Below are 11,065 nucleotides of genomic sequence, written 5' to 3'. Positions count from 1 at the left end.
CGCCTAGCCTACGACCACTGAGAACATCGGACTCACTCATCTAGGGGACGCGACAGGGTCCGCCTGGTGCTAGGCCGTGTCCTCCTCGTAGAACTCCTCGATGTCCAGCACCTGGCACAGGTTGCGCAGCTCGAACTCGAAGAAGGACTTCCCCTCCGCCAGGGCGAAGGACATGTGGCCGAGGGCCTCCATGGAGATCACCCCGTACAGCCGGACCCAGCAGCGGAGCATCACGGCCAGCGCTCCGGGCGGCATCTCGACGCCCTGGTCCTCGCTGAGCTCCGCCAGCGCCCGCACGAGCCCGGGGTCGAGCTCCTCCTCCTCGGGGGCGGGGAAGCCGCGGACGCGCCACAGCTGGGAGATCAGGTCGGAGAAGACCGAGCCGAAGTCGAAGCCCATGTTCCGGTCCGGCTTGGTCTCCTCGCGGCCGAGGCCCGGAGCCCACGGCCCGAGTATGAGCCCGAACTCATGGGGGTGCTTGATGGCCCAGACGCGCAGCGCCCTGGCCCCGCCGATCACTCCGCGCCCGGGCTCGTCCTCGGGGATCTGCCCGATCACCCCGCGCATATAGCGGGCCATCTCGGCGAAGATGTCCACACGCAGCTGGAGGATCAGCGCGTCACGGCTGCTGAAGTAGCGGTAGACGGCGGGCGCGGTCATGCCCATCTCGCGAGCGATGGCCCGGATCGTCACATTCTCCGGGCCCTCCTGAACCAGGAGCGTCCGGGCGACATCCTTGATCTCGCGGATGGTCGCGATGCGCAGCCGCTCGCGCCGTGAGTACGGTGCGACGTGCGCTTCCCCTGGCGACACGCGTCCCCCTCCCTGATGCTCCGCCGCTCGACAAGAACCCGGCGTTCAGGCACACGATACAGCGCCTCCGTTTAGTGAACGGCGACTGCGGCAGTTCCCCACGTTCACTGGCGAGAAAGGAACACCTCGTCGTCCACCACGTGGACCGCGAAGCCCTTCACGGGGTCCGCCGCGGGGCCCCCGGGACCCCGCCCGCACGGAGGCAGAAGCTGCTGAAGCGCCAGGGACAGACCACCGTCTATCCCTCCAACTCGCCCTTCGACAGCGGGACTTCCTCGTGCGGGCAGCGGTCGCGCACGGCACGGACCGTGCCCGCGACGTTCGCCAGGAGTACCCCGACACCCTTTACTTCCACCGTCGTCATCTCGCCAGGCGCACATCCGCCGACCGCGTGACGCGGGTCCCGCCCCGCTCGTTCGCCGTCTCACTCATCAAGTGTCTCCGCTCCGGACGCAGCTCACTCCTCAATTGGCGGAATGTCGGCTTCACATACTCCGGACGCATGCCGGACCCATTTTCGAAAAGAAATCCGTACGGAGACCGGATCGCCTGTGCGTCAGGCCTTTGTCGCGCGCGGCCCGGTTGGCCGCCGCGAAAGCGCGGCGGCCCCCGCCGGACGGTGTCCGGCGGGGGCCGCTCGGCCCATCCATAGCGGGGATCGGCTACTTGCCGGTCTCCTTCTCGTACGCCTTGATGACCTCGTCGGTCGGGCCGTCCATCAGCAGTTCGCCCTTCTCCAGCCACAGCACCCGGTCGCAGGTGTCCCGGATCGACTTGTTGTTGTGGCTGACCAGGAAGACGGTGCCGGCGTCCTTGCGCAGCTCGCGGATGCGGGCTTCCGAGCGCTTCTGGAACTTCCGGTCACCGGTGGCCAGGGCCTCGTCGATCATCAGCACGTCGTGGTCCTTGGCGGCGGCGATCGAGAAGCGCAGTCGGGCGGCCATGCCGGAGGAGTAGGTGCGCATCGGCAGCGTGATGAAGTCACCCTTCTCGTTGATGCCCGAGAAGTCCACGATGTCCTGGTAGCGCTCGCGGATCTGCTCCCGCGACATCCCCATGGCCAGCCCGCCGAGGATGACGTTCCGCTCGCCGGTCAGGTCGTTCATCAGCGCCGCGTTCACCCCGAGCAGCGACGGCTGGCCGTCGGTGTAGACCTTGCCGCGCTCGGTGGGCAGCAGCCCGGCGACGGCCTTGAGCAGCGTCGACTTGCCGGAGCCGTTGGAGCCGATCAGGCCGATCGACTCGCCGCGGTAGGCCACGAAGGTGACCCCGCGCACGGCGTGCACCTCGCGCATGCCCGGGGCGCTCTTGCGGCGGAGGATGCGGCTGAGGGCGGCGGTGGCGCTGCCGCGGCCGCGCGGGCCGCCGTTGACGCGGTAGACGATGTGCACATCGTCGGCGATGACGGTCGGCACCCGCCCCGCGGCCGGGGCCGGCTGGCCGCCCCGGGCGGCATCGGGCGCCTGGGACGCCTGGGTAGTCTCGTCGAGAGTCTGCTCAGCCACGGCCGTACTGCTCCTCTGCCTTCCAGAAGTACACGAAGCCGCCGACGCCGAAGAGCACCGCCCAGCCCAGGGCCAGGGCCCATACATGGGGGGGCAGGTTCCCGGCGCCGTAGCCCTCGATCAGCGCGTACCGCATCAGGTCCATGTAGACGGCCGCCGGGTTCGCCATCATGGCGTCGGCGACCCAGCCGCTGGCCCCCGCCGACTCGAGCGTCCGCGCCAGGGGGAACATCACCCCGGAGGCGTACATCCACGTCCGCAGGATGAACGGCAGCAGCTGGGCCAGGTCCGGGGTCTTGGCGCCCAGCCGGGCCATGATCAGCGAGAGACCGGTGTTGAAGACGAACTGCAGTGCGAGCGCCGGCAGGATCAGCAGCCAGGACGGCCCCGGGTAGTGCCCGAAGCCCACCAACACGATGACCAGCACGATCATCGAGAACAGCAGCTGCTGGAGCTGCTGGAGCGAGAAGGAGATGGGGAGCGAGGCGCGCGGGAAGTGCAGGGCCCGCACCAGACCCAGATTCCCGGAGATCGCGCGCACCCCCGACATCGCGGAGTTCTGCGTGAACGTGAAGACGAACACCCCCGTCACCAGGAAGGGGATGTAGGTGTTGTGCTCCATGCCCCTGCTGCTCTTCAGCAGCAGACCGAAGATGAAGAAGTACACCGCCGCGTTCAGCAGCGGTGTGGCCACCTGCCACAGCTGACCCAGCTTGGCCTGGCTGTACTGGGCGGTGAGCTTGGCCTGCGAAAAAGCCAGAATGAAGTGGCGCCTGCCCCACATCTGCCGGACGTACTCGGCAAGGCCCACCCGGGCGCCGCTCACCGACAGCCCGTACTTCGCCGCCAGCTCTGCCGGGGCCAGGCCGTCGTCCGGCGATGGCGGGGCGCTGGCGACCGCACTGTTGTGCGTAGTCTCGCTCACAGTTGACACTTTCGTCCTCATCAGGGGGTGCGCTGACGGGGGCCGCGCCCCGGGTCGCGCCCGATGCTCTCAGATACGAGCTTGTCAGATGACAGGCGGTCGGCCCAGTCGGGTCAGGCGCCATACCGTACGCCACTTCATGGGGCGCCGTGCACCACACGGAGTCTTCCAGCCTTCCCGGAATCCGCCCAACCAGGCGCGCAGGGCGGCCTTCGAGGGCCGCCGGGCCAGGGTGAGCAGCAGCCAGACGCCGAGATAGACGGGGATGAGCGGGACGGGGAGGTTACGCCGGGCCAGCCACACCCGGTTGCGGGCGACCATGCGGTGGTAGACCGCGTGCCTGCTCGGCGCCGTGGCCGGATGGTGCAGCACCATGTCCGACCGGTAATCGATCATCCACCCCGCGTCCAGGGCGCGCCAGGCGAGGTCGGTCTCCTCATGGGCGTAGAAGAAGTCGTCCGGCAGGCCGCCGACCTGCGCGAAGACCTTCGTACGGACCGCGTTGGCACCGCCGAGGAAGGTGGTCACCCGCGAGGAGCGCATGGGGTCGGAGGCGCGCAGCCGGGGCACATGGCGGCGCTGCGTGGTGCCGGTCTCGGGATCGGCGATGCGGAAGGAGATGATGCCGAGCTCCGGGTCCGCGGCGAAGGCCTGGCGGCACAGCTCGGCGGTGTCCGCGTGGGGCAGCAGCCCGTCGTCGTCGAGGAACAGCAGCACGTCGACCTCGCTGCCGCCGGGGCCGAAGGCCTCGATGCCGACATTGCGCCCCGCCGGGATGCCGACGTTCTCCGGCAGCTCGACGGTGCGCACCCCGTCCGGGAGCTCGGGCAGCGGCGAGCCGTTGCCCACGACGACCACCTCGATGGGGTCGCCGTCCTGCTTGGCGACCGAGTCGAGCAGCGCGCGCAGTTCGTCGGGGCGGTTGCCCATCGTCAGGACGACCGCGCCGACCTTCAGTGTGTCCGTCATCACTTCAACCTGCTCGACGCGAGGATGGACACCAGGTGAAGAACGGTTTGCAGGAGGGCGATGCCGGCCAGCACGGCGACGCCGAGCCGGGAGAAGAACAGGTCGCCGCGCACCTGGTCGACCACCGCGAGGACCAGGATCAGCAGGGACGCCTCGATGCCGAGCACCAGCCGGTGGAACTTCAGCGCCGCGGCGGCCCGCCGGGCCAGCGCCATGCCGGACGAACGGGGCTCGGACGCCGACTCCTTGACCGGCGGCAGCCCGCCCTGGTGGCGGGCGACGCCGACGAGATCGGTCTCCGCCTTGATCAGGATCGCGCCGAGGGCGGCCAGGGTGCCGAGGAAGGCCCACAGCCAGTCGATCCGCCCGGAGCCCCACAGGTCCGCGGCGCGCAGGCCGAAGCCGACGAGCACGGCGGCGTCGGTCAGATAGGCGCCGACGCGGTCGAGGTAGACGCCGCCGAGCGAGAACTGCTTCTTCCAGCGCGCGACCTCGCCGTCGACGCAGTCCAGCAGCAGATAGAGCTGGACCATGACCACCCCGAGCACGGCGCCCGGGATCCCCGGCACCAGGAGTGCCGGGGTCGCCAGGACGCCGCAGACGGTCATCAGGTACGTGAGCTGGTTGGGTGTGACCCTGGTGTTGACCAGGTGGCGGTCGACCCGCAGGGAGACCTCGCGCATGTAGAGGCGTCCCATCCAGTGCTCACCGCTCCGCCGGTCCTTCACCCCCGCGGGGTGGACGACCGGGCGGAGTTCAGCCACCGAGGGTTTGACTGACTGCTTTGGCATAGTCGGCGTATGCGTCCCTGATCGCGTCGGAGGAGAGGTCAAGGTGCTCGAGGATCGTGTAGCGCCCGGGGCGGGTCTGCGGCGCGTACTCCACCGCCTTGACGAACTCGTCCTCGCTGAATCCGATTTCGGTCGGCAGGACGGGCAGCCCGTGCCGCCGCAGCACCTCGACGATCAGCGCGGCCTGCTCGTGCGCGCCGCGCAGGTGCATCGCGAAGGCGGCGCCGAGGCCGACCTGCTCGCCGTGGAGGGCGGAGCGCTTGGGGTAGAGCAGGTCGAAGGCGTGGCTGATCTCGTGGCAGGCGCCGGAGGAGGGGCGGGTGTGGCCGGCGATCGACATGGCGATCCCGGACAGCACCAGGCCCTCGGACAGCACGGTCAGGAAGTCGTCGTCGCCGCAGCCGCCGGGGTGCCGGAGCACCGACTCGCCCGCGGTGCGGGCCATGGCCGCCGCCAGACCGTCGATCGGCTCGCCCGTCTCGCGGTGCGACAGCTCCCAGTCCGCGATCGCGGAGATGTTGGACACCGCGTCGCCGATGCCGGAGCGGACGAAGCGGACCGGTGCGTCACGGATCACATCGAGGTCGATGACCAGCGCGATCGGGGTCGGCACGCCGTACGAGCCGCGGCCCGCGTCGTTGTCCAGGATCGACACCGGGGAACAGATGCCGTCATGGGAGAGGTTGGTCGCGACGGCGACCATCGGCAGGCCGATGCGCGCGGCGGCGTACTTGGCGGCGTCGATGATCTTCCCGCCGCCCAGGCCGACGACCGCGTCGTAGTGCCCGGTCTTCATGGCGTCACCCAGCTGGATGGCGCCGTCGATGGTGCCGTCGGCCAGCTCGAACCAGTCGGCGCCCGGCAGCACCGGGGCCAGCCGCTCGCGCAGGACGGCGCCGGAGCCGCCGCTGATCGCGATCGCCAGCTTGCCGGAGGCCGAGATGCGCTGGTCGGCCAGCAGGCCCGCCAAGTCGTCCAGGGCCCCGGCGTTGATGTCGACGGAGACGGGAGACGGGATGAGGCGGGTCAGTACTGGCATGCGATCTCACGGCCCTTCTCGAGGTCGTCGTGGTTGTCGATCTCGACCCACTTGACGTCGCCGATGGGGGCCACGTCGACCTTGAAGCCGCGGTTGACCAGCTCCTGGTAGCCGTCCTCGTAGTACAGGTCGGGGTCGCGCTCGAAGGTGGTCTTCAGCGCGTCCGCCAGCTCCGCCGCGGCCTCGCCCTCAATGAGGGTGACGCCGATGTACTCGCCGGTCGCCTCGGCCGGGTCCATCAGCTTGGTGATCTTCTGGACGCCCTTCTCGGGGTCCACGACGACCTTCATCTCCTCGTCGGCGAGCTGCTTCACCGTGTCCAGCGCGAGGATGATCTTCTGGCCGTTGCCGCGGGCGGCGAGCAGGGTCTTCTCGACCGAGACCGGGTGCACGGTGTCGCCGTTGGCGAGGATCACGGTGTGCTTGATCGCGTCACGGGCGCACCAGAGGGAGTAGGCGTTGTTCCACTCCTCGGCCTTGTCGTTGTCGATGAGGGTGAGCTTGAGGCCGTACTTCGCCTCCAGCGCCTCCTTGCGCTCGTACACGGCCTCCTTGCGGTAACCGACCACGATCGCCACCTCGGTCAGGCCCACCTCGGCGAAGTTGCCGAGGGTCAGGTCGAGGACGGTGGTGTCACCATCGACCGGCACCAGGGCCTTGGGAAGGGTGTCGGTGTAAGGGCGCAGACGCCGTCCGGCGCCGGCCGCCAGCACGAGGCCGATCATGCGGGTTCTCCTGTTTCGTCGTGTACAGCGGGTGCTCCGGAGGACACCCAGAAGCGGATGCTCTCGCTGAGCACCGCCAGCGCGAGGGCCGCCGCGAGAGCGGTCAGCGCGATGGTGAAGCCTTGGTTGCGCTCGTGCAGCAGGGCGGCGGCGACCGTGACCGCCAGGGTCCGCCCCTCGTGCCCGCCGATCGCCCGCACCAGCCAGTGCGGGGGCGCGCCGGTGCCACCGCGGATGCGGTACACCGTGTCGTAGTGATGGTAGGCGACCGCCGACACCAGCCCGAAAGCGGCGGGCAAGGCTCCGTTCACCCCGGAGTCAGCGGCCAGAACCAGGATGGTGCCGTACTCCGCGGCGCGGAAGACCGGCGGCACGAGCCAGTCGAGCGGACCCTTCAGCGGGCGGGCCACGGCCAGGCCGGAGGCGAGCGCGTAGCCGGCGGCGGCGACCACCGGCCAGGGGCCGCCGAAGGACGTGAACGCGGACACACAGACCACGGCGGCCGCCCCCAGCAGGGCGACGGCGGGCGCGGCGAGGGCCGGGAGCCGGCGCGCGGCCCCGCGGAGGACCGCGGCGAAGCCCTGGGCGATTGGGCCCGAGTCGGCGAGGTCGCCGAGGGCGCGCGCCGCGCGGTCCGTGCGCCGCGCCCTGCGGGTCAGCGACCGCAGCACCCGGCCCGCGGTGGTGTAACAGGCGGCCAGCGCACAGCCGATGAGCAGCGCGTAGAAGGTGACGCGGGGCGTGGTGCAGGCGGTGAGCACCGCGATCAGCGCCCAGCGCTCGCCGATGGGCAGCACGATCATCCGGCGCACCCAGACGGTCCAGCCGACGCTGTCGAGGCGGTCGGAGAGGGCGGCGGTGGGGCTGGAGTTGCCGGTGGCGTCGTGATTCGCCTCGTTGAAGGAGAAGTCGACGACATGGCGGCAGGTCTGCAGCACCATCGCGCCGAGCGCGAGCGCCCATACGTCGTCCCCGCCGCGCGCCGCGCCCAGGGCCAGCCCCGCGTAGTAGGCGTACTCCTTGGCGCGGTCGAACGTGGCGTCCAGCCAGGCGCCGAGCGTGGAGTACTGGAGGGAGTAGCGGGCGAGCTGGCCGTCGGTGCAGTCCAGTACGAAGGAGGCGATCAGCAGCGCCCCGGCCGCGATGAACCCGGGTCGGGTGCCGGTGGCCGCGCAGCTCGCCGCGATGAGGGCGGTGAGCAGGGAGGCGGTGGTGACCTGATTGGGCGTCAGGCCGCGGCGGGCGCACCAGCGGGCGATATAGCGGGAGTAGGGGCTGATGCAGAAGGTGGTGAAGAAGCCGTCCCGCGACTTGACGGCGCTGCGCAGCCGCACCTTCTCGTCGTCCACGGCCCGGGTGCGGTCCAGCGCTCGGGCACGTCCCAGCGCGTCCTCGGGCACGGCGGCGACGAGGACCCCCAGCTCGGGCCGGTGCACCGGGACGTCCTCGGCGGCCAGGGCGTCGGCGAGCGCGTCGGGGAGCACGGCGGCGCCGTCCGGAGCGGTCCCGGGGCCGGCCGCGCCGGGGGCCGCCGGGGCGGCGGCCGCGGCGAGGGCGCCGCGGCCGGGCGCCGCCGCGCCCGGCGCGTACGCCGTCAGCGCGCGGGTGAGCGCTGCGCGGGCCTCCGGCTGGGCGGTGAGGGCGCCGTGGACCGCGGCGGCCGGGAAGCGGGGGTCGGTCAGGGCCAGGCGGAGCGCGTGGACGTGGCCGACGAAGCGCGGGTCGACCAGCGCCACCCGCTCACGCGCCGGGGCCGCCGCGAGTTCCCTCGCGACCCCGGCGGCGTCGGCTGCCGCGCGCACGTCGAACCCCAGCGACCGCAGGTCGTCCTCGAGGGACGAGCCCGCGACCGCGGGACCGGTGAGAATGGCGGTCGACAGACGAACTCACTCCTTGGCAGCTGGCACGGTGGCCGCGCCGGACAGGCATCGGCCGGGGGGCCGCCGTCCGGACAGCGGTCGTCGCACGCCCCGGGCCCCGCGCGGGGCGGGCGGCACGTCGGCAGAGGCTATCGGATGGAAGGAAGCGTCCGTTCACCGCACATTCATCACCCGATCGCGGGAACGATGGCTTCCACTGCCGCGATCATCATGGTGGATGGCGGCTCCCCGCGACAAACGGCCGCCCGCCCCGGCTGTGGATAGGGTGCGGTCATGACGTGGCTGATCACAGGTGGTGCCGGATATATCGGGTCGCATGTCGTACGGGTCATGGCCGAGGCCGGGGAGCGCGTCGCCGTGCTCGACGACCTGTCCAGCGGCCGCCCCGAGCGCCTGCCGGACGGCGTCCCGCTGGTGGCCGGCTCCATGCTCGACCGCGAGCTGCTGGACCGCGCCTTCGCCGACCTCGGCGTGACCGGGGTGGTGCACCTGGCGGCGAAGAAGCAGGTCGCGGAGTCCGTCGAGCAGCCGCTGCGCTACTACCGCGAGAACGTGCACGGCCTGACGGTGCTGCTGGAGGCGGTGGTCGAGGCCGGGATCGGGAGCTTCCTCTTCTCCTCCTCCGCCGCCGTCTACGGGATGCCGGATGTGGAACTCGTCACCGAGGACACCCCGTGCCATCCGATGAATCCGTACGGGGAGACCAAGCTGGCCGGAGAGTGGCTGGTCAGAGCCACCGGAGCGGCTCATTCGATCTCCACGGCCTGTCTGCGCTACTTCAATGTGGCGGGCGCCACCCGCCCCGAGCTGTCCGACACCGGGGTGTCCAACATCATCCCGATGATGTTCGAGCGGATCACCCACGGCGAGGCGCCCCGGATCTTCGGCGACGACTATCCGACGCCGGACGGTTCCTGCGTGCGCGACTACATCCATGTCGAGGACCTGGCCTCCGCCCACCTCGCCGTGGCCCGCCGGCTGGCCGAGCGTCCGGGGGGCGGCGATCTGACGGTGAACATCGGCACCGGCCGGGGGGTGTCGGTGCGCGAGATGGCGCGGCTGATCGGCGAGGTCACCGGCCGCCCGGAGCTCGCCCCGGTGGTCGAGGCCCGGCGCCCGGGCGACCCGGCCCGGGTGGTGGGCTCGGCCGAGCTGATCGCCAAGGAGCTGGGCTGGAGCGCGCGGCACGGGGTGGAGGAGATGGTGCGGTCGGCCTGGGCGGGCTGGTGCCTGAACCACCCGGAGGCCGTGCGGCGGTAGGGAGCCCGGCACGGCGGCCCTCCCGCCGCACGGCCTCGGCCCTGCGCGGCGGGACCTCCTGCCCCACGGTCTCGGGTGGGCGCGGCCGGCCCGAGGCGGCTGCGGCCCACCCGAGCGCGGCGCGGCTGACCGCGCCGCCGGGGGCGGCCGTAGTTCACTGGGCCGTAAGGCAGGCGCGCCCGGCCCGACGGCGCGCGGGAGGAGGCCGTACATGGGCGCAGGCCACGACCACGGCGGTGGCCTCGGCACGGCGGGCGCCGCGCACCGGTGGCGGCTGCGGGCCGCCCTCGGCATCACGCTCGCGGTGACGGCCGTGGAGGTGGTCGGCGGGGTGCTCGCCGACTCGCTCGCGCTGCTCGCGGACGCCGGCCACATGGCGACCGACGCCCTCGGGCTCGCCATGGCGCTGCTGGCGATCCACTTCGCGAACCGCCCGCCGAGCCCGCGGCGCACCTACGGCTACGCGCGGGCCGAGATCCTGGCGGCGCTGGCGAACTGTCTGCTGCTGCTCGGCGTGGGGGGCTACATCCTGTACGAGGCGGTGCTGCGGCTGATCACCCCGGCCGCCACCCAGGGCGGGCTGACGTTCCTCTTCGCCGCCGTCGGCCTGGCCGCGAACATGGTGTCGCTGGCGATGCTCAGGGGCGGCCAGCGGGACAGCCTGAATGTGCGCGGAGCGTTCCTGGAGGTGCTGGCGGACGCGCTGGGGTCGGTCGCGGTCCTCGTCTCGGCGGGGATCATCGTGGCCACCGGCTGGCGGGCGGCCGACCCGATCGCGTCCCTGCTGATCGGCCTGATGATCGTGCCGCGGACGTACCGGCTGCTGCGGGACACGCTGAACGTCCTGCTGGAGGCGGCGCCGCGGAACGTGGACATGGACCAGGTACGGGCCCACATCCTGGCCCTCCCCGGTGTGGAGGGCCTGCACGATCTCCATGTGTGGACCATCACCTCGGGGATGCCGGTGCTCTCCGCGCACGTGGTGGTCGGCAGGCGGGTGCTGGACTCGGTCGGCCATGAGCGGCTGCTGCACGAGTTGCAGGGTTGTCTGGGGGATCACTTCGACGTGGCTCACTGCACGTTCCAGTTGGAGCCGGGTGGACATGCTGAGCACGAAGCCAAACTTTGCCACTGACACATGGCGCCGGTGCGGCAGAC

Annotated in this window: 11 protein-coding genes; 2 read left to right on the top strand and 9 right to left on the bottom strand. The window is 71.4% G+C overall.

Annotated features, from left to right (window positions below; all coding sequences use genetic code 11):
- Nucleotides 1-69: 69 nt before the first annotated feature.
- The 9 genes from BBH68_RS25900 to BBH68_RS25865 form a co-directional block, all read right to left on the bottom strand.
- Nucleotides 70-813, bottom strand: a complete 744-nt coding sequence (locus BBH68_RS25900) for a TetR/AcrR family transcriptional regulator (protein WP_065965913.1) — start codon at nucleotides 811-813, stop codon at nucleotides 70-72.
- Nucleotides 814-1,051: 238 nt separating this feature from the next.
- Entirely contained in the window at nucleotides 1,052-1,177 is a 126-nt protein-coding gene (locus BBH68_RS44560) for a Rieske (2Fe-2S) protein (RefSeq protein ID WP_079151211.1), read from the bottom strand.
- A 298-nt stretch (nucleotides 1,178-1,475) separates the two neighbouring features.
- Entirely contained in the window at nucleotides 1,476-2,318 is an 843-nt protein-coding gene (locus BBH68_RS25895) for an ABC transporter ATP-binding protein (protein ID WP_065965912.1), read from the bottom strand.
- Nucleotides 2,311-3,243 (bottom strand): ABC transporter permease, encoded by a 933-nt coding sequence (locus BBH68_RS25890; RefSeq protein WP_065965911.1) that lies wholly within the window; start codon nucleotides 3,241-3,243, stop codon nucleotides 2,311-2,313. Before BBH68_RS25890 ends, BBH68_RS25895 begins: the two co-directional genes overlap by 8 nt.
- 84 nt (nucleotides 3,244-3,327) lie before the next feature.
- Nucleotides 3,328-4,200, bottom strand: a complete 873-nt coding sequence (locus BBH68_RS25885) for a glycosyltransferase family 2 protein (protein WP_104531411.1) — start codon at nucleotides 4,198-4,200, stop codon at nucleotides 3,328-3,330.
- A gap of 11 nt (nucleotides 4,201-4,211) precedes the next feature.
- Complete coding sequence (locus BBH68_RS25880; protein WP_076970630.1) at nucleotides 4,212-5,003, bottom strand: CDP-alcohol phosphatidyltransferase family protein; 792 nt, start codon at nucleotides 5,001-5,003, stop codon at nucleotides 4,212-4,214.
- Nucleotides 4,969-6,042, bottom strand: a complete 1,074-nt coding sequence (locus tag BBH68_RS25875) for an iron-containing alcohol dehydrogenase family protein (RefSeq protein ID WP_065965908.1) — start codon at nucleotides 6,040-6,042, stop codon at nucleotides 4,969-4,971. Before BBH68_RS25875 ends, BBH68_RS25880 begins: the two co-directional genes overlap by 35 nt.
- Entirely contained in the window at nucleotides 6,030-6,767 is a 738-nt protein-coding gene (locus BBH68_RS25870; protein WP_065965907.1) for a phosphocholine cytidylyltransferase family protein, read from the bottom strand. Before BBH68_RS25870 ends, BBH68_RS25875 begins: the two co-directional genes overlap by 13 nt.
- Entirely contained in the window at nucleotides 6,764-8,647 is a 1,884-nt protein-coding gene (locus tag BBH68_RS25865; RefSeq protein ID WP_065965906.1) for a DUF5941 domain-containing protein, read from the bottom strand. Before BBH68_RS25865 ends, BBH68_RS25870 begins: the two co-directional genes overlap by 4 nt.
- Nucleotides 8,648-8,920: 273 nt before the next feature.
- Between BBH68_RS25865 and galE the strand changes: the two genes are divergently transcribed.
- On the top strand, nucleotides 8,921-9,907 hold the full coding sequence (gene galE, locus BBH68_RS25860) for a UDP-glucose 4-epimerase GalE (RefSeq protein ID WP_065965905.1): 987 nt from the start codon (nucleotides 8,921-8,923) through the stop codon (nucleotides 9,905-9,907).
- A gap of 211 nt (nucleotides 9,908-10,118) precedes the next feature.
- A complete protein-coding gene (locus tag BBH68_RS25855; RefSeq protein WP_065965904.1) occupies nucleotides 10,119-11,042 on the top strand; it encodes a cation diffusion facilitator family transporter in 924 nt (307 codons plus the stop codon).
- The last annotated feature ends 23 nt before the right edge of the window (nucleotides 11,043-11,065 follow it).

Source organism: Streptomyces sparsogenes (assembly GCF_001704635.1).
GTDB lineage: Bacteria > Actinomycetota > Actinomycetes > Streptomycetales > Streptomycetaceae > Streptomyces > Streptomyces sparsogenes.
The sequence above is the reverse complement of the archived record's forward strand: the minus strand, read 5'-3'. Positions and strand labels throughout refer to the sequence as shown.

Coding starts and splice junctions, on each gene's coding strand:
- BBH68_RS44560 (WP_079151211.1), bottom strand. CDS start 1,177: ATGACGACGGTGGAAGTAAAGGGTGTCGGGGTACTCCTGGCGAACGTC.
- BBH68_RS25875 (WP_065965908.1), bottom strand. CDS start 6,042: ATGCCAGTACTGACCCGCCTCATCCCGTCTCCCGTCTCCGTCGACATC.
- BBH68_RS25855 (WP_065965904.1), top strand. CDS start 10,119: ATGGGCGCAGGCCACGACCACGGCGGTGGCCTCGGCACGGCGGGCGCC.
- BBH68_RS25870 (WP_065965907.1), bottom strand. CDS start 6,767: ATGATCGGCCTCGTGCTGGCGGCCGGCGCCGGACGGCGTCTGCGCCCT.
- galE (WP_065965905.1), top strand. CDS start 8,921: ATGACGTGGCTGATCACAGGTGGTGCCGGATATATCGGGTCGCATGTC.
- BBH68_RS25880 (WP_076970630.1), bottom strand. CDS start 5,003: ATGCCAAAGCAGTCAGTCAAACCCTCGGTGGCTGAACTCCGCCCGGTC.